The sequence below is a fragment of the Microbulbifer maximicatervae (SeqCode) genome (genome assembly GCF_052468095.1).
Map to the genome: position 1 here is coordinate 2,674,037 of NZ_CP174332.1, position 26,918 is coordinate 2,700,954.

Genomic DNA, 26,918 nt, shown 5'->3' on the forward strand with positions numbered 1-26,918 from the left:
GTCCAATGATTGATATCGTTGAGCCAGCCATCCGCTCCCGAATGATGGCTGCAATCACTTCAAGAAATACAAAACCTGAATTAATAGTCAGAAAGTCCCTGCACGCCCGGGGCTTCCGCTATAGGCTGCATGATAAAAAACTTCCCGGAAAGCCGGATATAGTGTTACCCAAATACAGGGTTGCTATTGAGGTCAGGGGTTGCTTTTGGCACCGGCACTTGTGTAAAGACTTCAAGTGGCCAAAGACCCGGAAACAGTTCTGGAAAGAAAAGTTGGAAACTAACCAGCGCAGGGATATCCAGAACCGGAAGACTCTCGAGAACCTTGGATGGCGTGTCCTTGTAGTATGGGAGTGCGCTATTCGCAGCAAAACGCCAGAGGAAATCAGCGTATTGATGGATACTGTCTCAAAATGGATCAAAAACTCCAGCCCAATCCGCGATATTCCATCCTGAAGTTTACAGCCCCTGTTACTCGCTCATGAAAAAAGTCTACATATCAATCGTTTAACAGGGTGCCCACCTGAAACTCTCCACACTGCTGTAACTCTTCCACAATGGCAGCTGCATATTTGGCCTGCTTGGCAGAGGGTACTTTGGCCCAGTTTCCTGCCGCATAACCAGCCAGAGTATTTGAGAGTCCGCACTGGAATTCCGTGAGATTACCTTCAGACTGCCCCCATTTCGTTATCCGCCACCAAGTGTCACTATCCACTCCCATGACTATTGCAATATTTCTGCGATCATCCGTTGTCAACGATACCTTGCCTTTCCTGGCTGCGGTACCCACAGTAGGCAAGCAATCACCTTCTGAAAGTTCAGCTTCCAGTGCTGCTGGCATCTCCAATTGAAGTGCTTTGACATTATTCCAGCAACCCTCTTTTTTTGCCCACTCGGTCACATTCCGACCATTCGCCGTTTCCAATATACAATTCAGCACTTGGGGCATCCAGTCAGTAAGAACCTGCTCCACTACCGAAGATACATCCTGCCGGTTCCAGATATTGGCCAATACCAATCGTCCATAAGTTTTGTGTGAAAGCAGAGCAACCGTGTAAGCAACCGCATTAGCTCGGTACGCAGGAAACGCATGTTTTCTGGCAATGGATTCCGCTTTCTTGTAGATGATTGCTTTAGCTACAAGATCCTTGAAAAAGCTTACATCTAGGCTCAAAACATGATCGCTTTTCTTTACCCTGGCCATATAATGCACAAAGCTTTTCTGGGTCCCCAAGCCTACAATATACGGCAACTGATCCCAGGCATTCTGATAACGTGCCAGGTCTGTCTTGACGAACTTTCTTCTTGAGGGGAAGGCACTTTCGAACTGCTTACGCTTGGCTGGTGTTGTGGAAGCGCGGCTTTTCGCCACTTGATACTGCCCCCTGGCCCGCTCATAAAACCAGCGATATTGCTGCCCTGGAGCCCAGATATCCTTTGATAGCCGCTCAACTTCAACGTGGAAGCTATCATTTGAAGCAAAGTCAGCTTCATTAACCGTATTCTGGGTATTTGAAAAACGACTGATCTTGGGAACCAGCTCATCCAGCAGCATTGGATTTACCACTGTAATTTTAGCCTGGACCGCAATGTCATCAAGATGCCTGCAACGATCCATTTTGCTCGCCCTGTGAATAGAGGCAACAGTCTGTCCACCATTCACGACCTGCAGTCCATATAAATGCGTAATGACCTCTTCACCGCTATTACTTCTCGCCGTTTTTATCTGCTCTACCGTAGCAGATATGCCATTGTTATAGGCCAGAAACCGGGAAGGCTCTTCTAATATGGTTTTTCTGATGCCGCGATTCACCTTGCCTTTCTGTTGTAAAAAAGAACGGACATTCAGCTCCATCAGGGAGCCAGAGTATTGCTCATAAAGAGCTGCCAGCCAACTCCCAGGAAGAATAGCTAAGTAGCCGCTATACTCACTACTGTTACCCGGCATGGGCAAGCACGGAAGCCCTTGCCCAAAACGTTCTATCAAATCTAGTTCGATTGGTTCGTATTCCCGATCTGATTCTTGCACACGGGCAAGCCTGACAATGTCCCATTTGTGAAACTGCAGTTCCATTTTATCAGGGGCAGCCAAATCTGGAACATCCTTTGCAGTTATAATCGAGTCCGTCAGGTAATGGAGCCGTATCTGCCCCACATATCCCAATGATTCTTTCAAAAGCGTAAGGCAGTCAAACATTTTTGAAGAGGGTTCAATTTCTTCAGGGGTAGTTTTATTCGCAAAATCCAATAAACGCAGCGCACGCTTGCACAGAATCTCTATTCTCGACCGGTTTATAGTACCAAATTCTTCCTGCCCCGAAAAATCGGTTACAACCAGATCCAGACGCCCCTCTTCAAGGTCTGCAGCCCAAGCGTCGCATTGAATCAGCCCATTACCATGCTGGCGTTCAATATGGCCAACAGACACATCAAGCATAGTTCCTGATTCTGCGATAATTGGAGTTACGTATTCTGTAAATCGCTCGACAAGATAATCGGAAGCTAGTCCCTCCTTGGCAATATCCGAAATCTCAGCAAGAATGCGGCGGCGAAAGCCAGGAATATCCTCTTCACTCATCAATACATTCCTGCAAACGATCAACAAAAGCCTCCAAATCGAGACTGGCTTCCATGACACCAGTAAGACTGATGACGTATGACGCTTCCACAACTCCACCTACAACGTCAAAACTGGTCAATTTGGGAAATTCTGTGTCTACCTGAAAAACACGGACTTTCCGCAAGGTATAAGAGCGCCCGGAATAGTGTGAATTATCTTCGTCCCGGTAACCATAGGTCAGCAACTTCTCTTCAAACATTAACTGGTCAACACTGTTAGCGGAAAAGGCTTCTCTCAGATCACTTACAATAAAGGGCAATGTGTTATTACCGCCCTCGTGTAAATCCAATACGACCTGAATCAAGTAAAGATCTCCAGCCCCGACATTTTCCAATTGTCTGAGGCTGCTGATGGAAACCTTGTCAGTTGTGATCGCTACGGTTGACTTTACTTCTGCCGAAACCCCTGGAAACTGAAAATCCTGATGGGCGCCGTCACTGCCGCGCCATGCCTTCAATAATTTTCGGACAGGGATTCCATTGTTAAACAGCATCAGAATCAGAAGCAACTCCCCGTACAAGCCCGTTTGGCTTTGTTCTCCCAAGTGCTTTCTGTCGGTTGCAAAGAATGACTTCCAGCATGAAAGAACTTCGTTGATAACCCCGTAAGCGGTGATGGGGTGAGAAATATCCTGCAGGTCCTCACACAGCCTTGCTGCCAAGACCAGAAAAACACTTGTAGCACCAAACTGTTTAAGGTCCATAGCAAGATAGAACTGACCACCATCAGCAACCACGGCCGATTCAATACCCTTCATGCTTGGCAGCGGCGCCGACTTAGTAATATCCGGTCTTATTGGTCCCAGTTCTATTGCAGGTGTTCTGTCAGGGTAGCGAGACAGTAGAAATACACCAAAACTTGGAGTTCCCCCCACCCTGTAACGCGCGGCGTTGTATTCACCCGGTTCTTCCCTGACAAGGTCTTGCCAGCGCTCAGTCACAGTTTCCAGATCAGTATTCATAATCGTCCTGCGCAACGGAGTTGACAATATACTCAACCGGAATATCTTGCTCTTCTCCAATCCGGGGAAAACTCACAGCCATGCCCATAAAGGGGAGTTCGCTGGCCGCTTTGTGCTCTTCCGGCGCTTTGATAGGGTAGATGATCAGCAGCCCTTCTTTGCTTGAACGGTACCGTCTTAATTGGACATTACGCGGCTCTGTTACCTTCTCTGCAGCGGCAGCCCCCTTGCTTTTTTTTACCACCAACCTGGTTTCATCCAGTGCCGCCTGCATGCTTTCTTTATCAAGATCAATAACCCTTTCATCCGTAGAGGAGGTAACTACCGAAGGCTTGAAACAAGAAGAATCCTTACTGCGATCCGTTCGTTCAATCATCCCAACTGTTTTACTTCCAAAAGATACCAGCTCTCCTGCCCTGCTTCCCGACACCAGAACTGTCCAAGAGGTCAAATTTCTTTTTCCCGTTTGGGCATTGATGTATTTTGCAATCAGGTTAGTATCAACCTTCCGTAGCCCATTTTCATAACCCGTTTTATACGATTCCAGAAACAGAGTAATGGCAGAGGGATTAACGCCTTTCCATAATATGGACCCTTCCCGAAAACCTGATTCGCACTGGGCGTGACGCTCAACTTCCGCAACGAGTTTTTCTACACATTCAAGATTGTGCTGCCGATCATTATGGCCTGCCCGGAATACCAGTATTTGCACTAAGTCGCCACTATAGCTGCATCGTTCTTTGCTTCCTTCACGCATTTTGACAGCGGAAGTTATCTGCAACAATGGGTGAGTGCGGACACGGTGACCGAAGTTCTCCGGTGTTGCTCCCATTGCACTCATCGTCTTAAAATCCGTACGCAACTCACCATCTGCGTCGGAAATATGCCTGAACCATTTGAGTAGAACCTCTGGTGCATAAAGCCTGGTCACATCCAGAAAACCGTTACGGTATCCAAACCAGCGCCCCATTTGCATCAGCGTGTCATAGGTCTTACTTGGCCGCGTAAAGTAACTAACCACAAGTCCCTCAAGAGTCAACCCCCTTGAAAGCTTGTCCCCTCCAATGGCAATTACATTTAGCCCTTTCCCCTTATGGGTCTCATAGTCCAATACGTCACCAGCAGTTCCGTTAATCTCCCGTACCTTGACAGTTTGTACAATGGCCGGAAGTACCTCTCTAACGTCCTGCCAATCATGTAGCGGACAGCTATCATCTCCCACCGCCAGAGTAGTAGGCCGGAAATCCTCTCCCCAAAGTCGCTCCAAATCCCCCCAAGTGGTAAAACTGGAATCGCCACGCCCGTTGACAAGACACTGCTTTGTTTGAAACATCACGGTTTTTACCTGTTCCATGACGTGGTGCTGCACGTTAGTAAGCCGAGTAACATGGACAAGCATTGAGCAATGCTTCTCTCCCTGTCCCCGCAATACCCTAACCGAACAAGCCAAGAGATAAGATAGGATTGCCTCATACAAACTCAGCGGCACCTGTTTTTTCCCTTCAAACAGCGGGATGTGGTCTTTCCCGTGCCTGGGAGGCATCCACCCATCCGTTTCCTTCAGTTTGTCTGTCGCAGCATAATCCGATACATCTCTTGTTAATGGCAGTCCATCCGTTTGCTCCCCTGTATATTGGTCGGTAAAACCAAACATTGTCTGGGGGCCAATGTAATTGGAGGGAGCCGGAATGGAAGTAATAAAACTGCGCGGAAACAGGTCATCACCAAACCCTTCTGATCCCGCATCCTTGTGGATCATGATATTGGCAAAAGGAGTAGCCGTATAAGCGACATAAGCTGATTGCTCAAAAGTATTGATGATCTTCCGGATCAAACCGTTAATTTTGGTAGGATCGGTTTCCTTTAAAAATTCCTCATCTTCCCCTTCAGCAGCTGAAACAAAATTTGTTTTGTTGGTATTAATTGATCCTTGATCTGATTCATCATCAACCAATAAAAGAGGGATGCCACTGATTCTGGCCGCCTTATGAGTACCTTTCTGGGCTGCGGCCTGACCCTCTAGGTACTCCAGCACATTCCTGAGCACCGAGGCATTTTTCTTGATGACAAATATCAGTGGCCTATCAATACTGCTACTGAAATTAGTAGCCACAGCTTTATTGAAATCCCCTTTATCTGCCCGTGTAGTAATGGTGTTGGGCAGCAGCTTGTCATCGTGCGCAATCAACCCCACCCCTGTAGGCACCCGCTTGTTTGACTCACTCTTGTAGTAGCCCAAGAATCCATCTTCCAGCCGGATCTGGGTCTGCGACCTGAGATTATTGTGAAACCCGGCAAGGACGATAATCACTTTGTATCCGGCATCAGCCGCCTTACAAATCAAGCCAGTATAATTGGCTGTTTTTCCTGACTGTACAGAACCAACCACCATACCCCGTCGATCCCAATTCCCTCCTGTTTCAGGAGCGTTAAGCCAAGACAATGTTTCATCAGTAGTCTCACCAAGACTATCTACCACCCTAGGCGACCAGCCTTCTTCTACCAGTAATTGTGCATAACGGTTCCAATAGCGCCATTCGATATTTGGTTTTTTCTTCTCAAGCCAAGGTTCCCAGTTGCCATCATCTGAGACCGAAATGGTGTGAGCACTACCCATCCAGGTTATGTTGTCCCTCTCGGCATCTTCGATAAGTCTCAACCGAAGTTCTTGATCATTTTTATATGGCTCCGGAGTAGTCATCAATATTGCTTTCACCAAGTCAACAATTTCCTGTCTGGTGATCTGTCCTTCGTTCAGCCCCTTTTTCAGTTCAACTTGCCCAGCTACAGCAGCTCGAAGCTTGGGAAATATATCCATATTCATACTCCAAAATGTGCGTATAACAAATTACGGTGGTCAACAAAGCACTCTATTTCGCATACCATATCAATCAATTCCTTCGAAGGCGGCCACCGCTTGCCAGCTATTATTTTCAGTGATTGCTCAGCCGCCGAGATAATCTCCTTCTCTGGCACCCCAAAAAAGGGGGTTGAACGTTTTTCCGGTGACTCTGCTGTATCCAGCCAGATCTGTTCCACAGGCACTGTTTCTTCGATCAGCCTGAAAAGTGTTTCAGCATCCTTCTTCAATGACCCGGCGCTCTCCAGAAACCTTTTCAGTAAGGGGTGGGAACGATTAAGATAATAAGTATTCAGGCCATTTTTTTGTCGTGCCATCCAGATTTTGGATATTTTGGCAGAACTAGTACGTTTTCCATATTTTCCACGATGGGCAAACACTTCCCTCGCCTCTTTACGGATCTGCCCACCATAATTCACTAACGCTTCTGCGACAGTATGGGGTGGAGTCGCTACTGATTTTTTGACATCGATCTGCCAATCGGCATCCATGTCATTAGTGATATCCACTTGAATTCTGGCCAATTTGTAATGTTCTTCTGCCTTCCATTTTTGGCTGCCATCCCTCAATCCCAACCAAGAACCAGCCACCAGAAGACGGGCATTCCTGTAGATGTAAAATCCCTGTTGACCATTCCAGCCTGCAGGACCGGCCGCCGCATCCAATTCACCTGCGCCAAACATGTCCTTATGTGGCAATATGTAACCCTTTACCTTTACCAACTTTCCATTATACGGAGCAGAAATCATCGGCTTCGGGTCGGTTGCCTTATGGGTTTTGCAGAACGGATCCCAAGGTTTTACTGCGTGAGTTTCTTGTTCCCCATTAATGAAAATATTCAACCTCTGGGGTGCAGACAAAAACCGCTGAAAGACCATCGCCAAGTGTTCACGTAGTGAATCTATCCGATGATAGAAATTATCTCTATGGATCGAATTGGAAGCCGTGTTACCAGCACACAGCTTATCCAGATTCTCAAGCAACACGATTGTGCCAGAACTCATGGATGCCAAGGGCTCCAGCAAAATATTCGCACCCTCTCTACAGGACTTTAGGAGGCGCCATTCATCCGCTCCGGATTTTGCAATATAATCCAGATCCCAGCGCCGGACCGCCATTTCAGTCCCTGAACATTTGGTAGCTACGGTGAGTGAACGGGCTTGGGAAAGAGAAGCGGTTTTCAGCCCAAGACCGAAACGGCCCAAGTCATCGCTTTTACGATGGAGAAGGGGATTTTGGCTCCCTGCCACCATCGCAGAAGACAACTCATTTTCGGACATACCGTATCCATCATCACGGATATGTATGTAAGAATCTGAGCCTTTCCATACCAAGTGAATCCAGATGTTCTCTGCTTTGGCCGTTATGGAATTATCGATAATGTCAGCAATTGCCGAATTGAGAGAGTAGCCATATGCTCGAAGTGATTCGAGCATGGCCCCGGCTCCGGGAGGAGATATTTCATAATCCATCAATACTGCCTATCCTTCTCGATATTTTTCAACCTATTGTTCTCTACAGTTGCATCAAATACTACATCCACATATTTGATGTATATCAAAACTCACGCGATACCTTAACCTCACCTGTATTTAACTCTGAGGTACATCAGTTGATGCATCCTGAAAAAAGCGGTTAACGGAAGGTAATATTTACCGCTTCTTCTCCGCCAGGAGATAAAGTGATGACCGGGGAGCAACGATGCCAGATCCAGACGTCAAAGAAAAGTGACTGAAGCCAGGAGGTAATGGGCAATCCTAGGAAGGGCAATTCTGGACACCTACCTAATAGAACGGCGAGCGGGGTAGTAGAAGCCAGATTAGTAAATTGACATTACTCCTACAAAAATGATTTAAATTCAACAGGTTATAGTGAAATACCAAGCCAGGAAGACTCCCCCCACCCTTCCCTATCCTGTAGTTCCACACCCGCAAAGCATCACTTGCCAAGCTCCCCCAACAAGGAATGCCCACCCACAGTTTGAGTATCGGTAGGAAGAAAACATTTTGATCCTAAAGCGCCGAACAGGCGAGAACCCAAGAATTGGAACGAATGTCTCAATCACAGTGTTGAAAGTGAAGGGAAATCAAGTAAAGATAGGCATCCGCACCCCTAAATCCCTTCCCGTTCATCGAGAAGAGATCTATGTACGCATTAAAGAAGAACACAAAGTAGGCAATTGAGGGTGTTGAGGAAAGGCTCACCAAGGAAGGAGGCTCCAGACGATTCTCCTTCCTTTAGTTAACAAATCTAGCTCTTTGCTGAGCCGTAACCAAACAGTTAGGGCCTGAGTTTTGCGAATGATTGCTCGGACAAGTAACATTGAGGGCAACACATCAGCTGTAGTAGTTCAGACTTGATCTGACAGTTACCGGTTTTTCAGGAGGTGCTCTGTCAGGTCAAATTCAGCTTACGAGCTTTTCCTTCCAAATACTTTTTCCATCTTCAAGAGTTGCCATCGGAGTTCGACCGCAACACTTCTTACCCTGGTGGGTTCTCTCATTATTGTAATATGTGAGCCATTCGTCTAGATCCTTTTGCAAGTCCTCTATTGATCCATAGATCTTGCGGCGTAATGAAGGTTGATAGAACTCTTGTAAAATAGTTTTATGAAAGCGCTCACAGATCCCATTTGTTTGCGGATGCCTGGCTTTTGTCTTCGTGTGTTCTATTTCGTTCACACTCAGATATAGCTGGTAGTCGTGCTGCTCCAACTTGCCACAATATTCAGTACCACGATCAGTTAGGATACGCAGCACTGGCAGATCATGCATGGCATAAAATGGCAGTACACGATCATTCAGAAGGTCTGCCGCAGTGATTGGCGTTTTGGTGGTATACAGCTTGCAATGAGCCACCTTTGCATAGGTATCGACATAGGTTTGTTGGTAAACACGTCCGACGCCCTTAAAGGTTCCTACATAGAAGGTATCCTGCGAGCCCAGATAACCTGGGTGTTGAGTATCAATTTCACCACAGGCTTCATCATCATGACGTTTTCTCTCTAAAGCTTGAACCTGTGACTCTGTAAGGATCAGTCCCTCCTCAGCCACCTTGGCCTCAAGTGCCTTTAATCGCAATTTGAAGTTAGCAAGGTCGTGCCGTAACCAGATACTCCGAACACCACTAGGGGACACAAATACACCGCGTTTGCGCAGCTCATTGGAAACTCGAACCTGCCCGTGGGCAGGCTCTTGGACGGCATAAGTTAACACTGCCTCTTCAATGGCTGTGTCAACACGGTTCTTGTGGTTGGGCACGCGCCGGTTCTTCTCAAGAAGGGCGTCCACGCCGCCACTTGAAACGGCTTCCTTATAGCGATAGAAAGTGTCTCTCGACACACCCAGCATCTTGCAAGCTTTGGAGATATTGCCGAGTTCTTCTGCCAGATTTAGCAATCCGGTCTTGTGTTTGATGATGCGATCATTAGTATGGATCATGGGGTTTATCCTTGGTTTTGCTTTTAGGTTTAGGCACCTTCATCAAAACCGGTAAACCCCTCTTTTTCAAGGGAATGTGTCAGATTTGGTCTGAACTAATCCACATCAGCACAATAACTTGTTAGAGTTAAAGTGGCTCCCTACTGAAATTGGTAATTTGTTGACCAAAAACTTCTATTGCTTGATTTTCTAAACGTTCCTTGAGGCCAATAACTTCTAGATAGTCATTCCCAGCATCTGCCACTTCATCCTCATCTTCAGATGTTTCACAAATAGACTTTAGATGCTCAGCTTCATGAGTTATTGCTTCAAGTATTATCCGGGTTTCCCAATCACATAGTGATGAGTTCATTTCTTTTATATGTGTCATAACGCAATCTGCTTTTTGAATACCTTCTGATATTTAATTGCCAATTTTGAAAGTAGACCCTTGAATTCATCCAGAGGCATATTTGCCGTTGGAGCGATACTATTATGCCTATCAAAAGAAAAAAAGTAGGCACTGAAAGGCCGCGGGACCAGATTCACAATGGAGGGAATCCCACCCAAATCTCCTCCCCTCTTTCATCATCATAGTGGCACCTTTGAGCGCACACTATTTCTATGATGGGAAATGTCACAGCCATAGAGTTACTTCCAAATGTATTAGAAAACAGCTGCACACACTCTATAAGTGAAAATCGACACTAACTGGGGAGATCAGCTGAGTTCAAGACATAGCTAGCATTGCTACAATCTGTTCACACTAATTTTTATCAGTTACCTCTTCCCATTCATCTTCATAACCGGCTGAACGAAAATATGCCATCAGCGTAATGATGATTTTCTCAAGGATATATTCACTACTCTCACCTTGCTTTTCATCTTGCTTATTAGACTCACTGACAGTTCTCCAGAAAAACTCAGCGAAGTGAATGGCCTCTTCTTTATTAGCCAAAGATCCCGATTTGATTATATCGAGGCTTTTTTTATCATTGAGTAACTCTGAATAATGCAAAAGAAACTCCTTTTCCTCGGGCAATTTATAATTAATCACCCTATCACCTTCGTACCATCTCTTATTACACTCATGCGATCAGCAACCATCTGGAGCTTTTGGACTAGTTGAGAAGCCGTCATTCTCCTCGTAATGGTTAGAAAGTAGTGTCTATTATCTTTCTGATCTTGCACAAATTTCAGATCAGGCGGCAAATCTGACTTCTCCAAAACCCAAAATACGTCGACATTTTTCCCAGGGTTTTTAGATGCTTTCAGCTTATTTATTGATTTGAGGTGCTGCCAGTTTGCCGAAAAGCTGAGTCCCGTCTGATTATGAGGAATCACCCACTCGTGCTTCCTCTATAGAGATTTAACTTTGGTGTATCAAACTTTGGTTACCGTACTATCGCCATAAAGAGGCGCATAACGTTGATCGCCGACTGTAATACCCTAGTAAACTCATAGTAGTTCGCGTGAAAAATTAACTATATTTTTTCCGTATTTTTCAACTGCCTTCTCTTTAAGAGGCTTTAGTAGGAGCCTTACTTCAATAAGATCATTACCAACATCCGCGATCTCATCTTCATTATCCGATGTTTCGCAAATATTGGACATTTTTTGTTCCATTTCTATCAGCGCTTCCAGGATAATCTTGAGCTCTGATTCTACTAGGCTTAATTGAAAGTCATTCATACCACTCTACCTTCTTTCTTAAAAACTCTTGTGGCGCTAAGGGCCATTTCTTCGAGAAGTCCTTTAAATTTATCAACCGGCATATTCTGGGTGGGAGATATGCAATAGTGATGGGCCTTATCTTGAACCATCTTGAGGCCCATTGGTGGTTTAGTATTTGGTTGAAATCTCCAAACCCAACCCGTCATCGGGGATTCATTAATCCCTTCCCGATCAAAAACACTTATACCCTTGCCGTTAGCGATAATTACTCGAATGCCATTGACCTCCATTGTATCAACATCCTTTGGTCTAACATTTGATAACTTTGGGCTTGTTGAATTACCGAGCCTAAATAGCTCTTCTGGAACAATGAAGAACTCCTTTGGGAACATGATGATCTCCTTTTCAAGATACTGAATTAATCCTGGCCCCACACCGAACAAAAGTATAAACCGCTAAGGCTATTGGCTGAAGAGGATAATTATACAAAAATTTGGTATTTACGATCTCTTATTCGAAAATATTAAGTTTTTTACCTCTAAGGGCAATTCTGGACACCCTCCAAGTAGAATAGCGAGCAGAGCAACAGTAGCCGGATAAGAAAATTGGCATTGAAAATATAACAAGTTGTAAACTCAATAAGTTATATTAGCTAATCAATTCAGGAACACTTATATCCACCCTTCCCTATTCTGCACTATTACGACTGCTCCCCATCCGCAAAGCATCACTCACCAAGTTCCCGCAGCAAGGAATCCCCTCCCCACATCTTGAGTATCTTCACGAAGTAAGTAGGTTGACCATAAAGCACCGAGCCGGCGAAAGCCCATAAGCTAGTACAAGTGTGCTAGCTGCAGTACTGGAAGCGAAAAGCAATCATGAAAAGATAGGCATCCACGCCCCCAAATCCCCTCAGCCCATCGTAAAGGGATCTATGTGCGAATCGAAAGGTAAGCAATAGAAGGAGTTAAAGGCAGATTCTCCAAGGAAGGAGACTCTACCCTAATAGGGCTCCAGAGAGGCGCTATTGATAGCTAGCTATCTTTCAGGTAACGGGCGGTATGCTCATAGAACCCTTTTCACACCTACAAGGAATTACCTCTCTACAAAGCGGAAAAGACAGTACAAGTTAGAGTGAACAAGTAGCCTAGCTACTTAGCAGAAGACTTTGATCGTTTTTCAACCTACTCCTCCTCATCAATACGATCTACTAGGTTTTCTGGTGAACCCAAGGTACTGCCTTTTTCAAGCTCTTTCTTGATATCTTCAGGAAGTGGTTTGAATAACTCTTTTGCTTTCTCTTCAGCATTCCTTTTTACTTTCTCGTAACTTGGTTGACTCCTCATGAAACTCCTATCAGAAAGTGAGGGCTAATATGGTGGGTCAATGAGCCTGCTACGGAGCTTATAAATCAAACAGGCAATGCAGCTAGCGAGCGAGTGAAATATCGCCTACCCGACAGTTTTCACGGTGTAGTTTCACAGTCGGCTGACCACCCCCACGTCCATACTTTGATTCTTCCTTCGGAATCACTAAATAGAAACTGCCATCAACAATCAACTTGTAGTCCCCAACTTTTGCGCTTTTGGCCGGAAACTTTGTAGCAATTTTGGAAACCCCTTTTTCAAGAGCTAGTTCATGTGAACACAAGCAGGCGCTTGCAGTGTGGGAACAAACTGTCAATGCCATGAAAACTATTATTTTTACATTAAAATTATAGAATACTTTAAACATAGCAAGTTACCTTGTATGTATGGCTACCCATTTAGTAATACAGCCTTCTTGTTGGAGCGAAACTGAAAGCGAGTCTATCAATATATACTCGTTAAGAGTCATTGACAGATGCCATTTCCTCTAATTTTCTTTTCGCAAACTTACCCCTTTCTGATACAGGGTGAGACTTATCTGAAGCAAACTTGTTAGCTAACTCCTTTGCAATAACTGCTTCAATTTTACCCAGCTCTCGTATCAAAATCTCAGCTGAAACTCGTCTAACGATAGACGAGCGATCAGTAGATGATAATTCTAAAAAATCGAGTATAGGGATCTTGATGTCTAGTTTTCGTTCACCTACGATGGGCCTTACCCTACCTTCACAATAGCGTATATCTGTCCATTCCCATTTCCGGCCCTCCATCCATACAATACGGCCTTCAAATAAACTACGATATGCCTTAGCTCTAACCGAAGGTTGAATAGCTAATCTCGCTATTTCTTCTAAATTCTCATCAAGAATAGGTGTACGCCCAAGCTGGGAAAAAAGTGATGGCATGGGCCCAGACGCAGACGAAATTAACTTACGCCGAAGCGACTCTGCTATATCTTTTTCACAAATGATTTGAAGAAGAATCTGCTTGTCTTCTTCCTTGATTCTACCCCATGAGTTCCAATTTGATAGTGTAATACATAGTGCTTCAACTACGCATTTTGGATCAGTTAATTTTGCTATCTCAGGAAGCTTTTCCCTTGCAGCCTCACGCACTTGAGGCACCCAATCATTCAGCCTACGAACGGCAAGCGAGAAAAAGAATGTATTTGGCGCTCCTCCCGAAAGAGCTCGTAGAGCTTTCTCTCTTTTGTAACCATCCCAACTTATTAGGTCAAGCCAAGTTGTCAGCTCCTTAGGTTTTGACCAAAGTTTCCACTTGGGAGGCGTGGATTCTCTTAATGCTGAAGAGAACTCAGTGCGTATAAACCGTTCCCAGTAGTCAAAACTGGAAAGAGATAACTGACTCGTCACATCAACTAATGCAGACATATCAGCTACAACCTTGCTCCCCGAATTTATCGAGTTCGCAAAGTCCTTAACTGCTAAAATAACTTTCTCTTCCATCATCTTCAACTGTTGCACCTATTTCACTGCTTGATAACGCCCAAATCAGCGGAGTTTCAGTTCCGCTGTATTTTCTTATTACATGCCCTACGCCATCTCTCTTAGCAAGTGAATAGATGTATTTTTTGGCAACCCCATTGAGCTTGCCAAACCATCTATACGATTAGCCACCATGGTAATCTCTGACTCGGCCACCCCTATCGCTTCATACACAGCCTGATAATCAACCTCAATTTTTCTATCTGTGGCGGGGATGAATGGCTCCTCATCAATGCACTCAATTATTACTTTATCGCCCTTTCTAAACGCACGCGAACTTGGATGCCCCTCAATGGCTATGTAGAGATCGGATTCCGACTTCAATCGCACCCAGGACTCAAGATCAGCTATAGTCCCACAACATTGGGGAAATAATTTATTAACTCCATTTATGACTAGGGCAAAGCCGCCAAAGAACGCGCAACAAGCTTTGACTTCAAAATCTGATATATGCAGTTCAATTGCGCGCGCCAAATTGTTGTCATTAAGCTTACTTAACGAATGAAATTGATGATCAGCTGAATATCCGACCAAGTCTCGATATCCACTTACTGCAAGTAGCTCGTCTCTTGCAGTCGAGTTGCATTCTTTCCTAAGATCGTTAGCCTGATCTGATATTGGCAACTCTATTAATGCTTCTAATTTTACTTCCATATTAGTGCAATTCTGGATACCCACTAAATTGGAAGTATAAACCGCAAGAGCTATCAGACTGAAGAGTAGACTCAAATAAAACACCGTGGGACAGCTGGATCTAGAGGCCTAGCTTCGCATATTCTTACTCTAGACCTACCACCTCCTCACCCACCCCATTCCTCTAAGGGCTTCACTTATCAAGCTTCTCCACCAAGGAATGCCTACACTCGGCTTGAGAATCAGCACGAAATAAGCATTTTAGCCATAAAGCGTCGAAACGGCGAAAACCGAAGAATCGGGACGTATATCTCAAGCACATTGCAGGATGTGAAAGGCAATCAAGTAAAGCTTGGATTCCACGCGCCCTCCCGTTCATCGCGAGGAAATCGATACTCGCATTTAAAATGGACAAAAAGTAGGCAGTGAGGAGAGTTTTCTATGAAAAGAGGCTCGAGCCAATCCTCCTTTATAGAGATTTGCTCTGAACGAATACCTATCAGACTATGTGTTACTTTGAACTACACATCTACCTCCTTAGGAAAACCAGCCAAACCCAGTTTCTTAAAGGCTGAAGATAGATTCTCACGGTCCTTCTTCTTTAGAACCACTCGCGTCGAAACGAAGCGATTCATACCATGTATTATACCCACTTCTCCAGTACGCTTCTTCACCACCAACTGTTTGGTGACTTCACGTAGCGTAGAGATTTCTTCATCGGATAGATCTATTTTCATCTAATTCAGTCTCTATTCAAGGTATAAAATAATGAGATAGCTAGTTAAAGGTACCTAGCGCGGCATATTTCTATTCTACCCCCACCGTTGCCGCACTCCCCTTCCTTATACAAGCTTCTCCACCTAGAAATACCCACCCATAGCTTAAGCATCAGTAACAACCAAGCAGGTCGATCCTACATCACCAAACCTTAAATAACCTAAAAATTGGCACGAATACCTCAATTACATTGCTGAAAATGAGTGCCAACCAAGCAAAGATAGGTACCCACACTCTCTAATACCACTCAGTTCATTGTGAGAGATCATTTTACACATCGAAAGAGAACAAAAAATATGCAGTGGAAAGCACTAAGGACAGATTCTCAAAGAAAAGAGGCCCCAACAGAGCCCAACCTCGATAGAAGATCCGCCTTATTAGGCAACGGTATTTTACGCCGCGGTTATCGTACTAACTTATTTAAGTTGAGAATCTGGTTTCGGCGTCCTACTGATTTAACTTGTTAACCGCATATCTCCCTGCCCATAGTGAAGCGTAAAAATATAACCACAATAAGCTGGGTAGAACCATCCAAAAGTAAGCTTCAGCGACGCACAGAGCTACGATGACCGCAGTTATAACCAGCAAGAACAAGTAAAAATAATTAGACCCCTTAATTTTCTTGAATGAAATTATTCCGCCCACTTTGAATTTGCCATTCATGGCTAGTAAGTTAAGTAGTGCCCAGCCAAACAATATAATTGCCAGGAAAGGGATACTCATAAGCGGTATTCCTATCGAGTCAGCCCACCAAGGATATGAACCACGATAAAATTCAAGGAAGATATCACCAACACTCGCTCCTACGGTTAGGGTAGCCGCACAAAAACCAATTAGCGCTATTCTTCCTTTAGAAGATGGTGCATTAATTAGTTCTCCCTTTCTAAAAAGAGTAAAAACAGCTATACCTAGTATAAGAAAAGTAAACCCGTAATCTTGATACCGGTATTTCGGAGAAAGATACTCGTTTCGTAAATTATAAAACTGATTTGACGCATTTCTACCACCTAGTTCCTGCCAATCAAGTGCCATATACTTTCTGTGATACTCTTCCTCATTGGTGTATGCAGGAATAGAAAATGAGTAAGCAATACTCAATAACGACAAGATTATAATTCCAATAGATATTCGCTTCATAGTAAGTTACAATTAATGTATTCTTATCCAGCTACCGTGCACTTAGCGGGCCAACGGGATCTCGGTCTTAAATACCTTAGCAAGTATTAGACACTCTCACACTTAAATTCTCTAAATTCAAACTTATTGGTTTCGAGATAAGTTTTTAAGCTAGAGATCGGTACGCCGTGAGTAGGAAAATAGAACCCTCCCTCAAGCCTTACATATTTTGATTCGCGAATCTTAGGATACGTATCCTCTAGTGGTACAGCTAGCTCTCGGTCTTTTTCCTGGTATTTTAATGGCCTTATCTGTTCATAAATAGAGCAAGGAAACCACCACAGGTCTTCCTTTTCGTACACTGGAATTGTAAGGTCGCCGTTAATAAGCTTGGCTAATGGCATACGGTGATATCTAGGTAATATATGTGAATTCGACTGGGAGCCAATAAGTATGATTTCAGGTTTGTGTGACCTGAAATCAAAGCTCTGTAGCCCAAAATGCCCTGTTGTTGCCACCTCAATTCTTTGCGGCAACTCTTCTCCATAGATTTGATCAATAACCACATAACTAATTACTTGTGGCGGAGGATCGAGGCATACAACATTCTCCTTCGTACACTCTTCAAACTGCTGCAAGTATCTACCCTTTAAAGGAACAGCAACAATCACTGCTGGTGAAAGCTCTTCTTCTTCCACTTCAGGATATTTCTGCACTTTGGAAGCACAACCCAAAAGTGAGCATTCAATGACAATTAGCAGTATAAGAATTCTTTTCATGAGTTTGCCTAGTGTATTGCTCAGCTGCCATCTAAATGACGCTGCTTTGTGCTAGCTTAGCGTACAGCACAAAGTTCGCAAAGTATTGTCGAATAAAGCAGCAGTTTGTTAGGCAGAGCTCTTTTCATCAACCTCTTCCCAAACTGCTTTTGAATCCAAAAATAAATGCTGCTTTACTTTTAGCCTCTCAAAGCCAGAGTCAAGCAAGCTGACAGGAACGTACATAGCCTTATCATCGTTCTTCCCAGGTAAGGATGATCCACATTCTGAACAAAAACTTGTTTGCCAATCATGATTTGGCTTTATCCATGTTTTTATATGGTCTTGACCAGAACCCCACTCAAAACTTTCATTAGCAATCACCGTTACGGCTATTCCGCCCCCACCTGTAGCTTTGCGACAAATAGAGCAATGACATATATATACATCTTCAGGGATTACGCTAATTCTGAAATTTACTGATCCGCAGTTACAGGAACCATTCGCTATTTCAGTCAATTGTATCTCCTATGCGCCTAACAATTAATTCAAGAGCAACATCTATATATCACGCTTCTCTATGATTCCAAAGCGCGTCAACCCGATGATATATAAAGTCATCAGCTGGAAGCTATTCTTTAAGCTTGGTAGCCTATTTCCTGTTCTGCGCTCACCACTCCGGCGCCCCACACCACTCTTCCAACAATCATCACTTACAAAGCTTCCCTACCAAGGAATGCTCACCCACGGCTTGAGTATCGGTAGGAAAAAAACATGTTGACCCTAAAGCGCCGAACAGGCGAAACCCTAAGAATTGGAACGAATGTCTCGGTCACTGTGCTGGAAGTGAAATCAAGTAAAGATAGGCATCCGTGCCCCCAAATCCCTCCCCGTCCATCGGAAAGAGATCTATGTGCGTATTAAAAGAGAACACAAACTAGGCAATTGAAGGCGTTGAGGATAGGCTCTCCAAGGAAGGAGGCTACCACCTGTGCAATCACTCCTGTGGTAGCCGACCTTTTGGACGGCGAAATGTACATCTGTGGTCATCGCTCTAATGCATTGCTCAGCTTCTACCTGAATGGGAAACTTCATGTGAACACAAGGTAGAACTCAAGGTAAAACTAGGGGCTATTCGTTTTATCTGCATCCACTTTCAGGGGTTGGTAGTAAACAACTTCAAACTCTTCTAGTCCTGGAATCATTTTTTTCGCGGTATTCACGTCCCTATCCCATCTATTAGCAAGTACTACATTCTCATTAATCAATGGCTTATCCAAAGCTACGATTTCTCCTAGGTAGTTTAGCTTTCCTCCCTCCAGCTCTATTTTCATCATAATTGGGGTTGCTTCATTGCTGTCTGGGAGCGAAACAAACATCCCGCCTCCCGCGACCATTGAGTTATAACCGCGTCCACTACGGCCCGATAAGTAATAGATTCCTTCAGGAACTTCCAATATATGCATAAAGCCATAGTAGCCTTTATCTAAATCACCCGTGGGCCGATATAGGCGAACTTTTTCGGCTTGAAGGAAAGCCACCTTTTCTAGCTGATTATTATCATCAAGGCGGAGTAAATCATAGCTCACAAAAACACCCCCTATTCCTTTGTCCTTTCTTCCATGAGTTAACACTACGAGGGCGATATCGCCTGATATTTCCCCAGCTTCATTTAAATTCGGTTTATAGGTAGGGGCAGCGCAGCCTACCAACATAAAGAAAAATAGGCTTGCGACATACAAATAAACTTTATTACTCATATAGATTCTCTCTTTTTATTGGTATAGATTTATCAATTTAGAAGTACGTATTTTTAATCTACAACCTGATATTTATCCACAAGAATCACTTATTAAAACCTGCCACCACAAAATGCTTGCCTGCGGCATACGTGGCAGTTGGGAATCCCTATTATCCCTCAAAATTAGGGTCAACAATTCTGCCCCCCACCTAATAGAGTGGCGAGAAGGACAGCAGTAGCCATATGAGAGAATTTCTATTGAAACTAACAAGACGATGTAAGTTCAACAAGTTAATTCGGTTCGCTAGCTCCGGGGGACTAGCCCCCTATTCTGCTCCGCCACAAACCTTCTCAATCCGAAAAGCGTCACTTACCAAACTCGTCCATTAAGGAATACCACCCACGGCCTGGGAATCAGCATGAAGCAAATAGGTTAACCACAAAGCATTGAAACAGCCAAACCCAAGAATTGGAACAAGTGTACCAATCAGAGTGCTGGTAGTAGAAGGCAATCGAGTAAAGATAGATAGATACATACACTCCCAACCCTCTCTCAATCCTAGTAAGAGGATCTATATGTGCATCAAAATTGTACAAAATACAGGCTGCGGAAGGCGTTGGTTCAGATTATTCGAGAAGCGGCCCCAGATAATTCCGAGGCTTCACATCAATACAAGGTGAGATCTTATTAGACAGCTCCTGAATATCACCATAATGTCGCTATGGAGATCTCAGGTATCATTTGTTGGGATATCTAGAACCATCACAGAATTTCTAAGACCTCCAAAGTTAACTTTCCGTTATTAAGATCTACTTTGAAATAACTACACCCTCTCTTCACTCACCTGAGAAAGGGTGTAAAAAACTACTATAGCTTGGTTGCGTGTTGTGGAGATACAGCAAGATCGCTATAAAATTTCATTAGCTGCTTACCTTCTTCATCCTCATCAATGACAATATAAGTCAATGTGTTTTCAAAATAGAAGCTATTCTCAGACATCGGAATAATTTCAAACTTTGGCCCATCATTTCTATGATAATAAACTTTTTCATTTTCCATAGACAAGGTTCGGACGGTGCTTTCATCCACCTTGTAATCTCCCAAGAAGCTCTTAACTTTTCTTTCATTTAATTTGAATGGCTCAAACTTGGGAACGTGTATATCAAGCACTTCAGCTGCCAAAAGCTTACTAATTAAGTTTGGATTAGTGCCGCTGAAATTACTTAAAACAGCAATATATAGATCTTCTGATGGAATATAAAATGCATCGGTAGCAAAACCAGGAATACCGCCACTGTGTGCAATAATAACATGTTGGTTAATCTTTCCGATGCCTAATCCATAGCCATAATTTGATACTGAGCCATCGCTTAATTTAAACGGCTCAATCATTTTTTGATAGCTAGCATTTGATACAAGCGCACCATTACGAAGTGCTGTAAACCACACATTCAGATCTTCCACAGTAGACAAAAGAGCTCCTGCGGCATGAGGCCACATCATGTCAATATACATGGCATTAACTACACCACTGGGCGACATATCATAGCCATTAGCTCTATTATGAATAATCTTAGATCCACCATAGTGACTAGATTTCATACCGATTTTCTTAAAAATATTTTCATTGATAAAATCAGCATATGACTGCCCACTAGCAACTTCGATGATTTTCCCCAGAAGAACGTAGCCCGTATTCGAATAACGCATTTGCTCGCCTGGTTTAAACTTCATTGGGTGCTTGGAAAACCGAATCAACATATCATCTATTGTGGTCGGCACCTGTATTTCTTTAGCAAAAATCTCCTCATCTTCAGTATAATTTGCAATACCAGAAGTATGGGTCAATAGGTGCTCAATAGTTACATCATTACCTTCGGTTGGAAAATCCGGTACATATTTGTGAATATTATCCTTTAATGAAAGTTTATTTTGCTCTTGCAGTATCATTATTGCTGCTGCAGTAAACTGCTTAGTTAAAGACCCCAAGCGAAAAATACTGTCAGTTGTTAAAGGTATATTGTGCTCTAAGTTTGCAAGGCCACGAGCCCCCTTGAAAACCACTCGTCCATCTTTACTAACAATAACGGCCACACCAGGCTCATCTATATCAATATTTTCCGCCAATATAGTTTCATAATTTTTTTGTTCAACTTCCAACATATCTGCAAATGATACATTTAAACTAAAAGCTGACAAAACTACACCGAATATTAACTTTTTCATGTTACCTCTTATTTTTATCGATTTTATGGAGAATAGTCGCACAAGGGCGTCTCTCAACTATTGAATATATCACTAATTAAGACCTCTGTTTAAAAACTCACATGCTTTCATTTTAAAGATTTGATAATTATTAGTTGACTTATCCAACATTATCAACTTTACAGGTGTGGCTTCTGAAGGACAAAAAGGAGTAGCCGAAGGGTATTTCTATCCCTAGACTAAAAATTGATACTAGAGTCTTACTTATCGTGATAATTCTGAATACTCACCAAATGGAGAAGCGAATAAGACTTTAGTGCTCATAGAAGTAAACTGTCATCAATACCTTAAAAACGGAGCTAAATCGACAATTTTTTCAGCATCTTAAGTTATGCCTCCCACCCATAACCCCTTGTCATCTATCGAGGAGACATCTACGTGCGTATCAATCATGAACAAAAAGTAGGACTAGAGAGCCCTGCTGTAGTATCTATTTGATAGATGGAACATAACTGTAAGAGTTTCTATCTCTTGGGCAAAGTATGGGCTACCTCTTTCATTGCTTTAAAGGTTGAACCATGCAGAAAACTATTACGATTATTGGCGCCACAGGCCATTTAGGTCGTCAGGTAGCACGAAAACTGGATCATAAAGGTGTAAAGGTAACTGCGATCGTGAGGGACGTAATTAGTGCTCGCACTATCCTCCCAGAGAGTATCCAGCTTATCGAGGCAGATGTCTCGGATAAAGAGAACCTTGTGTCTGCACTAGTTGGTACCAAAACACTTTATATCACCCTGAATACCACGTCACTCGACCCGACTTTACCCTTTCATAGTGAGCGTGAAGGTGTGATTAATATCGTGGAGGCTGCAAAGATCAATGGTGTGCAACACATCATGCAGATTGCTGGTATTGATTATCTCCACCCAGAGTTTGCGGGCAAGGGGCTTGAGTACAAGACCAATGTAATCCGTAAACCGGGCATAGAGGCCATTAGCAATTCGGGCATTAATTTCACTTTCTTCTTCTGTTCATTCTTCCTGGATTCTTTCCCCACATTCATCGAGAACGACCAATTTTCTATCATCGGCGATCATGTCCACCCTATCTACTACACCAATACAACAGATCTGGCAGAGATGATCGGCAATGCTATCGGGAATGAGATGGCCTACAACCAGAGTTTTTCAGTTCAGGGTACTGAGGGGATGTCTTTACCAGAGGCGGCCAGAACGTTTGTAGAGGCATATTCTCCGGGAACAGAAATTGCCGTTCACCCTATCGCGGCCATTGCAGAAATGGGACTGCCCGAGGAGCAGGCAGTATTTATGGAACATATGCTGACTTACGTAGAACAGCTAAAGGAGCAACCAGTGAGTCAAAAAACTTGGCAGGTGTTAGGTAAGCCAGATACAACTATCACAGATTTTGCCCGAGATCTGTCAAACGCTTCATAGCGACTGATCCTTGTTCAGTATTGCGTCCTCTGTGCTCAGCCGCTTCATCAAGTCAGTGGCTGCAGGACCCAGTGGACGCTTACTGGACCAGATAATATCTACACCGTGTGACAGCTCTTTCTCCTGCTCAAATACCAGAGGGAGCTGTATCAGTTTTTTCGCCGCTATCCCCTTCGCAACCACGTGTAGTGGCAATACTGCCCAGCCCAAATTGGCGTCGACAAGGTCAAGTGCATCATCGACACGTGACACACTCCACACGTCGGGAGACACCAGCCAGCGAGTTTGGCTGGATATCTCAAACTCCTGCAATAAGATTTGTCGGTATTGTTTCAGGTCTTCCCAGGTTACTTCTGTAAGTTGTGCTATCGGGTGCTCAGCACAGGCGACGCCAGTGAGCATCAGATGGCCCAGGGCTCTGAAATCGTACCCAGTGGGCACATCTTCTTGCTGCGTAATAATCCCGAGTTGGGCCACATCCCGTTCGACCCAGGTCTGTACATCCTGAACACTTCCCGCTCTGAGCGTAATTTGAACATTTGGATATTTGGTCTGAAACTCTTGAAAGAGTCCACCCAGGTTTTTAATCCGCACATGCTGGGCAATAGCTAACGTCAACCGGGCCTCGACATCCAGAGACAACCCCTGTGCGATCGCCATCAAACGCTCGCGTTGCTCGATAAGATTCCGTGCGCGTTCCAGCAGTGACTCACCAGCGTCCGTCAATCGCGGGTATCGTTGACTTCGATCAAATAGATTGACTCCCAAGTCAACCTCCAGGTTCGATACCAGTGAGCTGATTACCGACTGCGCCTTTCCACATTTACGTGCAGCCGCTGAGAACGAGCCAGCCTGCTCGGTTGCTACAAATGCTTCCAGTTGCTCAATAGAAACTGCCACGCGCCCAACCTATCTGTTTAAGGTATAGTATCTAACTTATCCCACCTAAAATAACTATATATCATTCAGGCATATTTTCTCAACCAGAGTGAGTATGGCTGATGACTAAATCATTGAAGAATCGTTTATTCCATGCGGTTTCCTACGAGTTTTTTCTGCTGCTGACAGGTGGCTTACTGGTGGTGCCAGTGTTTGATCTGGAGGTACACCAATCGCTAGTACTTGCTGCTGGACTATCACTGTTTGCACTGGTCTGGAATATGGTTTTCAATCACGCCTTTGACTGGTACTTATTGAATATACGTAAAAACCCTGAGAAGACATTTATCGTTAGAGCCATGCATGCGTTATTGTTTGAAGGGGGTATGTTGGTACTGACGTTGCCAGTAATCGCCTGGGGCTTTAATCTGACTATCCGAGAAGCATTTATGCTTGAGATAGTCATGGTGATTTATATCGTGATATATACCTATGTATTCAACTATTGGTTCGATAAGCTGCATAGCTCGTTTCAAGTTACTGAACACAAACGTTAAAGGTCTTCTCCACTTTCTATTTTAGATGAAATGCAGGACCAGTTAAGATACACATCGCCGGAATCACCCGATGGCGGCAGAGATACATACTTTTACTATGTGCTTAGCTCAATACCGATACATCTTAAATTTGTTAGCAGTTCTTTATATTGATCGGACTTGGAAGATAAGTATTGTAAATTACGATGCCTTTTAACTTCCCAATTACCAATGACAGAGTCAATTTTTGTACCGGATGCCGATGGTTCATCATCGAAACCAAACTCAAATCCGCAGCTGCATATCTGAAAAGAGCCACTACCATCCTCTAAGTAAGCAGGAGCCCCCCAACTCAAGGCTACCACATACAGGATAATGCCAAGATCCATTAACTCTTTAACAAACTTTCTGGCTATATGCTTATTAATGGTTTTGAAGATGCCTGGGAAAGCATACGTGCCTACTAAAACTAGGCATATCGATTGGATATGACCTCTTTTTAAATGAAGTGGTTCAGGGTTGATCTGACAGTTAACAGAAACTCTGGATACTCACCTAATGTAGCAGGCACAGGACTGATACTTATTCAAACAGATTGATTTAGGACTTGTGATAATTTTAAGTTGAATGGTAAGGCTTCCGAGTTGATAGTAACTGGATTCTATCACTAACAGTTTTTGGGTTTTATCGACTGGAGTTCCGCCCATACGGGGTGAGAGGAATTTTGTGGAGAAACAATAAAGTACCAACGAAGCTCATCAGTTTTTTCACAGTTAACTTGATTCCCTTTAAAGTAGAGGGTCTGCTCTTTTTTGGTTACAAATGGCTCAATCCACTTTATCTGACCAGTATACTTGCCATCATCCCACTCAATTGTAATAGCCGGCTCATATTCTTTGCCTTGAGTGACGGCCTTGTACAACCCCCTATAGTAGGAGGCTATAAAATCCTGAATTTCGACCTTTCCAAGAACTTGGTTCTTCTCTGGCTTGTGAGTCCATGAAAAAGCATAACTAAAGAAATCCTCTTTTTCTTGTTTATACATACCAGGCAGAAACACAAGCTCTTCAACACCATTCAAGGTGATATCTGAAGCAAATTCGATTGGGAAAGGGATCACTTCAGTCTTTGAACTCTTTGGGAATTCGGAATATGTACTAAGTCCTTCAGCAAAAAGCAAAGGTGAAAATAGGAGAGCAACACAAGCAACCAATCGAATTAGAATGCCATCAAGCCTTAGATAATTATCCATTTAATCTTACTTTCCTTTAATTCCATACCGAAGCAAAAACACGCAACCAGTTTTTACCAATTATTTTTTCTACCACTCGATCAGGAATTCCCTTTTGGCTTAGCCTATAGGCAATAAGCTCCATCCGCCGCTCAGAGTTCAGCTCAGGAATAAACGGTGGACGGCTTGGCGTTTCTCCGGGCGCAGAAATTCCAGCCGCAATACGACGCTCAACTTCCTTACGGATACCTTCTCGATACTCAGGGCCATCATTGACCGGCACTACGCCTTGGTCACTACCTATGGCAATATGATCTTCACCACACACTTTATAGGCATGCAGTATATGTTCTATCACCACATCGGCCTTTATTTCATGCTCCCCACCCTCCAAAAATGGCATTAAATAGATCCCAACCAAGCCACCGGTGTCTGCTGCAGCTTTTAATTCGGTATCGTCATTATTTCTAGGGTGATCATAAATTGCGTTACAGCCAGTATGAGAGATCACAATCGGACTTTTTGATTGACTGATTGCACTAGACACTGTCTTCTTTCCAGAATGCGAGAGGTCGATCAAAACCTTCTCCGCCTCCATGATCTCTATGGCTTTCTTGCCAAGAGGAGTTATCCCTGAATCTTCCTTTACAAGACCGCCGCTGCCAAGGATAGAGGGCCCATTGTAGGATACCTGCATTATCTTGACGCCCATTTTGGCGAATTCTGAAATGCCTGAAAGTGACTCATCAAACATTTCAGTTGATTGGAATCCCATTATGATACCGAGCTTACTCTCTTGCTTCGCTTTCAGGATATCTGATGCAGAATGAATTAAACTCAAGTAGTTTGAATTCTGTTCGATGATAGATTTGGTTTTTTCAACCTTCTTTAAAGTCTCTGTGTAGTCATCACCTGGATAGGGGACTGTCATATTCAAGGCACTAATCCCCGAGTTCTTGAATATTCCCAGGACTTCTTCAGAGATTGGCTCCCTGAGCGAGAATGCTCCGCTGAGGCCATCAATTACAATCGATGAACCGTATTGGTTCCACGTTGATTTTCCTGCATCAACTCCGGAAAAGGCATTTAATATACCCGAGTTAATGGCCAAGTATGAACCAACACTACCTGATACTAGAGATTTAATCAGCGCTCTTCTATTTATACCGTTCATAA

The 26,918-nt window shown here is 43.7% G+C and carries 26 protein-coding genes and 1 pseudogene; 5 read left to right on the forward strand and 22 right to left on the reverse strand.

All coding sequences use genetic code 11. The features are described from left to right. Positions 1 to 5 precede the first annotated feature (5 nt). Entirely contained in the window at positions 6 to 455 is a 450-nt protein-coding gene (locus tag ACJJIL_RS11435; RefSeq protein ID WP_445359732.1) for a very short patch repair endonuclease, read from the forward strand. A gap of 43 nt (positions 456 to 498) precedes the next feature. Here ACJJIL_RS11435 and ACJJIL_RS11440 read toward each other — a convergent pair whose 3' ends face one another. Genes ACJJIL_RS11440 through ACJJIL_RS11455 form a run of 4 tightly spaced genes read right to left on the reverse strand, consistent with a single transcriptional unit; the run spans position 499 to position 7,912 of the window. After that, complete coding sequence (locus ACJJIL_RS11440; RefSeq protein ID WP_445359733.1) at positions 499 to 2,577, reverse strand: AIPR family protein; 2,079 nt, start codon at positions 2,575 to 2,577, stop codon at positions 499 to 501. Beyond that, the gene (locus ACJJIL_RS11445; protein WP_445359734.1) at positions 2,570 to 3,580 is read right to left on the reverse strand and encodes a PD-(D/E)XK motif protein; all 1,011 of its coding nucleotides are present in this window, start codon (positions 3,578 to 3,580) and stop codon (positions 2,570 to 2,572) included. The genes ACJJIL_RS11440 and ACJJIL_RS11445 overlap by 8 nt, the downstream gene beginning before the upstream one ends. Further along, the gene (locus tag ACJJIL_RS11450; protein ID WP_445359735.1) at positions 3,570 to 6,398 is read right to left on the reverse strand and encodes a Z1 domain-containing protein; all 2,829 of its coding nucleotides are present in this window, start codon (positions 6,396 to 6,398) and stop codon (positions 3,570 to 3,572) included. The genes ACJJIL_RS11445 and ACJJIL_RS11450 overlap by 11 nt, the downstream gene beginning before the upstream one ends. 2 nt (positions 6,399 to 6,400) lie before the next feature. Next, positions 6,401 to 7,912 (reverse strand): ATP-binding protein, encoded by a 1,512-nt coding sequence (locus ACJJIL_RS11455; protein WP_445359736.1) that lies wholly within the window; start codon positions 7,910 to 7,912, stop codon positions 6,401 to 6,403. Positions 7,913 to 8,443: 531 nt separating this feature from the next. Here ACJJIL_RS11455 and csrA (ACJJIL_RS11460) point away from each other — a divergent pair. Continuing rightward, positions 8,444 to 8,623: a carbon storage regulator CsrA gene (csrA, locus tag ACJJIL_RS11460; protein WP_445362003.1), complete on the forward strand. Its 180-nt coding sequence runs from the start codon at positions 8,444 to 8,446 to the stop codon at positions 8,621 to 8,623. A gap of 222 nt (positions 8,624 to 8,845) precedes the next feature. Here the strand turns inward: csrA (ACJJIL_RS11460) and ACJJIL_RS11465 are convergent, their stop codons facing one another. The 13 genes from ACJJIL_RS11465 to ACJJIL_RS11525 form a co-directional block, all read right to left on the reverse strand. Next, complete coding sequence (locus ACJJIL_RS11465) at positions 8,846 to 9,880, reverse strand: IS481 family transposase (RefSeq protein ID WP_445359737.1); 1,035 nt, start codon at positions 9,878 to 9,880, stop codon at positions 8,846 to 8,848. Between the two features lie 127 nt (positions 9,881 to 10,007). After that, complete coding sequence (locus ACJJIL_RS11470; protein WP_445359738.1) at positions 10,008 to 10,250, reverse strand: hypothetical protein; 243 nt, start codon at positions 10,248 to 10,250, stop codon at positions 10,008 to 10,010. Between the two features lie 375 nt (positions 10,251 to 10,625). Beyond that, positions 10,626 to 10,916, reverse strand: coding sequence for a hypothetical protein (locus ACJJIL_RS11475; protein ID WP_445359739.1), 291 nt, complete (start codon positions 10,914 to 10,916; stop codon positions 10,626 to 10,628). A 401-nt stretch (positions 10,917 to 11,317) separates the two neighbouring features. Then, positions 11,318 to 11,551, reverse strand: a complete 234-nt coding sequence (locus tag ACJJIL_RS11480) for a hypothetical protein (protein WP_282953304.1) — start codon at positions 11,549 to 11,551, stop codon at positions 11,318 to 11,320. After that, a complete protein-coding gene (locus ACJJIL_RS11485) occupies positions 11,548 to 11,925 on the reverse strand; it encodes a Tse2 family ADP-ribosyltransferase toxin (RefSeq protein ID WP_444897095.1) in 378 nt (125 codons plus the stop codon). The genes ACJJIL_RS11480 and ACJJIL_RS11485 overlap by 4 nt, the downstream gene beginning before the upstream one ends. 792 nt (positions 11,926 to 12,717) lie before the next feature. Further along, positions 12,718 to 12,879, reverse strand: a complete 162-nt coding sequence (locus ACJJIL_RS11490; protein WP_445359740.1) for a hypothetical protein — start codon at positions 12,877 to 12,879, stop codon at positions 12,718 to 12,720. A gap of 82 nt (positions 12,880 to 12,961) precedes the next feature. After that, the gene (locus ACJJIL_RS11495) at positions 12,962 to 13,267 is read right to left on the reverse strand and encodes a hypothetical protein (protein ID WP_445359741.1); all 306 of its coding nucleotides are present in this window, start codon (positions 13,265 to 13,267) and stop codon (positions 12,962 to 12,964) included. Between the two features lie 91 nt (positions 13,268 to 13,358). Continuing rightward, positions 13,359 to 14,384 (reverse strand): hypothetical protein, encoded by a 1,026-nt coding sequence (locus ACJJIL_RS11500; RefSeq protein WP_445359742.1) that lies wholly within the window; start codon positions 14,382 to 14,384, stop codon positions 13,359 to 13,361. A gap of 69 nt (positions 14,385 to 14,453) precedes the next feature. Further along, the gene (locus ACJJIL_RS11505) at positions 14,454 to 15,059 is read right to left on the reverse strand and encodes a hypothetical protein (protein ID WP_445359743.1); all 606 of its coding nucleotides are present in this window, start codon (positions 15,057 to 15,059) and stop codon (positions 14,454 to 14,456) included. A 500-nt stretch (positions 15,060 to 15,559) separates the two neighbouring features. Continuing rightward, on the reverse strand, positions 15,560 to 15,775 hold the full coding sequence (locus ACJJIL_RS11510; protein ID WP_445359744.1) for a hypothetical protein: 216 nt from the start codon (positions 15,773 to 15,775) through the stop codon (positions 15,560 to 15,562). A gap of 487 nt (positions 15,776 to 16,262) precedes the next feature. Continuing rightward, complete coding sequence (locus ACJJIL_RS11515) at positions 16,263 to 16,922, reverse strand: hypothetical protein (protein ID WP_445359745.1); 660 nt, start codon at positions 16,920 to 16,922, stop codon at positions 16,263 to 16,265. 116 nt (positions 16,923 to 17,038) lie between these two features. Further along, positions 17,039 to 17,710, reverse strand: a complete 672-nt coding sequence (locus tag ACJJIL_RS11520; RefSeq protein WP_445359746.1) for a hypothetical protein — start codon at positions 17,708 to 17,710, stop codon at positions 17,039 to 17,041. Positions 17,711 to 17,818: 108 nt separating this feature from the next. Next, positions 17,819 to 18,208 (reverse strand): GFA family protein, encoded by a 390-nt coding sequence (locus ACJJIL_RS11525; protein ID WP_445359747.1) that lies wholly within the window; start codon positions 18,206 to 18,208, stop codon positions 17,819 to 17,821. Positions 18,209 to 18,463: 255 nt separating this feature from the next. Here ACJJIL_RS11525 and csrA (ACJJIL_RS11530) point away from each other — a divergent pair. Next, positions 18,464 to 18,638, forward strand: a pseudogene (gene csrA / locus ACJJIL_RS11530) (carbon storage regulator CsrA). A gap of 175 nt (positions 18,639 to 18,813) precedes the next feature. Here the strand turns inward: csrA (ACJJIL_RS11530) and ACJJIL_RS11535 are convergent. Both ACJJIL_RS11535 and ACJJIL_RS11540 read right to left on the reverse strand, forming a co-directional pair. Beyond that, on the reverse strand, positions 18,814 to 19,449 hold the full coding sequence (locus tag ACJJIL_RS11535; RefSeq protein ID WP_445359748.1) for a hypothetical protein: 636 nt from the start codon (positions 19,447 to 19,449) through the stop codon (positions 18,814 to 18,816). Positions 19,450 to 20,298: 849 nt separating this feature from the next. Further along, positions 20,299 to 21,657, reverse strand: a complete 1,359-nt coding sequence (locus tag ACJJIL_RS11540) for a serine hydrolase domain-containing protein (protein ID WP_445359749.1) — start codon at positions 21,655 to 21,657, stop codon at positions 20,299 to 20,301. Positions 21,658 to 22,214: 557 nt separating this feature from the next. On the opposite strand from ACJJIL_RS11540, the gene ACJJIL_RS11545 reads away from it, so the two are divergent. Beyond that, positions 22,215 to 23,096, forward strand: coding sequence for an SDR family oxidoreductase (locus tag ACJJIL_RS11545; protein ID WP_445359750.1), 882 nt, complete (start codon positions 22,215 to 22,217; stop codon positions 23,094 to 23,096). On the opposite strand, the gene ACJJIL_RS11550 is transcribed toward ACJJIL_RS11545, so the two are convergent. Beyond that, positions 23,091 to 23,996: a LysR family transcriptional regulator gene (locus ACJJIL_RS11550; RefSeq protein WP_445359751.1), complete on the reverse strand. Its 906-nt coding sequence runs from the start codon at positions 23,994 to 23,996 to the stop codon at positions 23,091 to 23,093. The genes ACJJIL_RS11545 and ACJJIL_RS11550 overlap by 6 nt on opposite strands. Before the next feature lie 101 nt (positions 23,997 to 24,097). Here ACJJIL_RS11550 and ACJJIL_RS11555 point away from each other — a divergent pair, with 101 nt between their 5' ends. Beyond that, positions 24,098 to 24,532, forward strand: a complete 435-nt coding sequence (locus tag ACJJIL_RS11555; protein ID WP_445359752.1) for a PACE efflux transporter — start codon at positions 24,098 to 24,100, stop codon at positions 24,530 to 24,532. Between the two features lie 646 nt (positions 24,533 to 25,178). Here the strand turns inward: ACJJIL_RS11555 and ACJJIL_RS11560 are convergent. Then, entirely contained in the window at positions 25,179 to 25,763 is a 585-nt protein-coding gene (locus ACJJIL_RS11560; protein ID WP_445359753.1) for a hypothetical protein, read from the reverse strand. Positions 25,764 to 25,779: 16 nt separating this feature from the next. Further along, positions 25,780 to 26,916 (reverse strand): dipeptidase, encoded by a 1,137-nt coding sequence (locus ACJJIL_RS11565; RefSeq protein WP_445359754.1) that lies wholly within the window; start codon positions 26,914 to 26,916, stop codon positions 25,780 to 25,782. Between the last annotated feature and the right edge of the window lie 2 nt (positions 26,917 to 26,918).

Bases quoted from the DNA above. Each gene is read 5' to 3' on its own strand.
- ACJJIL_RS11435 (WP_445359732.1), top strand. From the start codon at position 6: ATGATTGATATCGTTGAGCCAGCCATCCGCTCCCGAATGATGGCTGCA.
- ACJJIL_RS11440 (WP_445359733.1), bottom strand. From the start codon at position 2,577: ATGAGTGAAGAGGATATTCCTGGCTTTCGCCGCCGCATTCTTGCTGAG.
- ACJJIL_RS11445 (WP_445359734.1), bottom strand. From the start codon at position 3,580: ATGAATACTGATCTGGAAACTGTGACTGAGCGCTGGCAAGACCTTGTC.
- ACJJIL_RS11450 (WP_445359735.1), bottom strand. From the start codon at position 6,398: ATGGATATATTTCCCAAGCTTCGAGCTGCTGTAGCTGGGCAAGTTGAA.
- ACJJIL_RS11455 (WP_445359736.1), bottom strand. From the start codon at position 7,912: ATGGATTATGAAATATCTCCTCCCGGAGCCGGGGCCATGCTCGAATCA.
- ACJJIL_RS11465 (WP_445359737.1), bottom strand. From the start codon at position 9,880: ATGATCCATACTAATGATCGCATCATCAAACACAAGACCGGATTGCTA.
- ACJJIL_RS11470 (WP_445359738.1), bottom strand. From the start codon at position 10,250: ATGACACATATAAAAGAAATGAACTCATCACTATGTGATTGGGAAACC.
- ACJJIL_RS11480 (WP_282953304.1), bottom strand. From the start codon at position 11,551: ATGAATGACTTTCAATTAAGCCTAGTAGAATCAGAGCTCAAGATTATC.
- ACJJIL_RS11485 (WP_444897095.1), bottom strand. From the start codon at position 11,925: ATGTTCCCAAAGGAGTTCTTCATTGTTCCAGAAGAGCTATTTAGGCTC.
- ACJJIL_RS11490 (WP_445359740.1), bottom strand. From the start codon at position 12,879: ATGAGGAGTCAACCAAGTTACGAGAAAGTAAAAAGGAATGCTGAAGAG.
- ACJJIL_RS11495 (WP_445359741.1), bottom strand. From the start codon at position 13,267: ATGTTTAAAGTATTCTATAATTTTAATGTAAAAATAATAGTTTTCATG.
- ACJJIL_RS11505 (WP_445359743.1), bottom strand. From the start codon at position 15,059: ATGGAAGTAAAATTAGAAGCATTAATAGAGTTGCCAATATCAGATCAG.
- ACJJIL_RS11510 (WP_445359744.1), bottom strand. From the start codon at position 15,775: ATGAAAATAGATCTATCCGATGAAGAAATCTCTACGCTACGTGAAGTC.
- ACJJIL_RS11520 (WP_445359746.1), bottom strand. From the start codon at position 17,710: ATGAAAAGAATTCTTATACTGCTAATTGTCATTGAATGCTCACTTTTG.
- ACJJIL_RS11535 (WP_445359748.1), bottom strand. From the start codon at position 19,449: ATGAGTAATAAAGTTTATTTGTATGTCGCAAGCCTATTTTTCTTTATG.
- ACJJIL_RS11540 (WP_445359749.1), bottom strand. From the start codon at position 21,657: ATGAAAAAGTTAATATTCGGTGTAGTTTTGTCAGCTTTTAGTTTAAAT.
- ACJJIL_RS11545 (WP_445359750.1), top strand. From the start codon at position 22,215: ATGCAGAAAACTATTACGATTATTGGCGCCACAGGCCATTTAGGTCGT.
- ACJJIL_RS11555 (WP_445359752.1), top strand. From the start codon at position 24,098: ATGACTAAATCATTGAAGAATCGTTTATTCCATGCGGTTTCCTACGAG.
- ACJJIL_RS11560 (WP_445359753.1), bottom strand. From the start codon at position 25,763: ATGGATAATTATCTAAGGCTTGATGGCATTCTAATTCGATTGGTTGCT.
- ACJJIL_RS11565 (WP_445359754.1), bottom strand. From the start codon at position 26,916: ATGAACGGTATAAATAGAAGAGCGCTGATTAAATCTCTAGTATCAGGT.